This is a genomic window from Mesorhizobium sp. M7A.F.Ca.US.005.03.2.1, assembly GCF_003997795.1.
Lineage (GTDB): Bacteria > Pseudomonadota > Alphaproteobacteria > Rhizobiales > Rhizobiaceae > Mesorhizobium > Mesorhizobium ciceri.
The window spans coordinates 1-384 of sequence record NZ_RZRP01001653.1 but is presented as its reverse complement, the minus strand read 5'-3'; the positions used below and the strand labels follow the sequence as shown (position 1 = coordinate 384).

The following is a 384-nucleotide window of genomic DNA, read 5'->3' as shown; positions in this document are numbered from 1 at the left end:
CTTTAGCCGCCGGAATTGGCCGTATGGTGACGGTCTCGACACGCGTGAAGCGTTTTCCGCAAGTACTTGAGATCGCTGAAACTTTCGACGAAGTCTATTGCTCTGTCGGCACTCATCCGCACAATGCGGCCGAAGAACTGGATATCACGGTCGAGGAGCTTGTGCGGCTATCCGCGCACCCGAAAGTAGTGGCCATCGGCGAGGCCGGTCTCGACTATTTTTACGACAAGGCGCCACGCGATGCACAGGCGCAAGGCTTTCGCAATCACATCGCCGCCGCCCGTGAAACGGGGCTGCCGCTGGTCATCCATTCGCGCGATGCCGATGCCGACATGGCTGATATTCTCGAGGACGAAACAGGGAAGGGCGCCTTCCCCTTCATCC

Annotated in this window: 1 protein-coding gene; it reads left to right on the top strand. The window is 58.9% G+C overall.

Annotated elements, in window-relative coordinates; translation table 11 throughout:
* A partial coding sequence (locus EN991_RS39650) for a TatD family hydrolase (protein WP_206519396.1) occupies window positions 1–384 on the top strand: 384 nt, incomplete at both ends.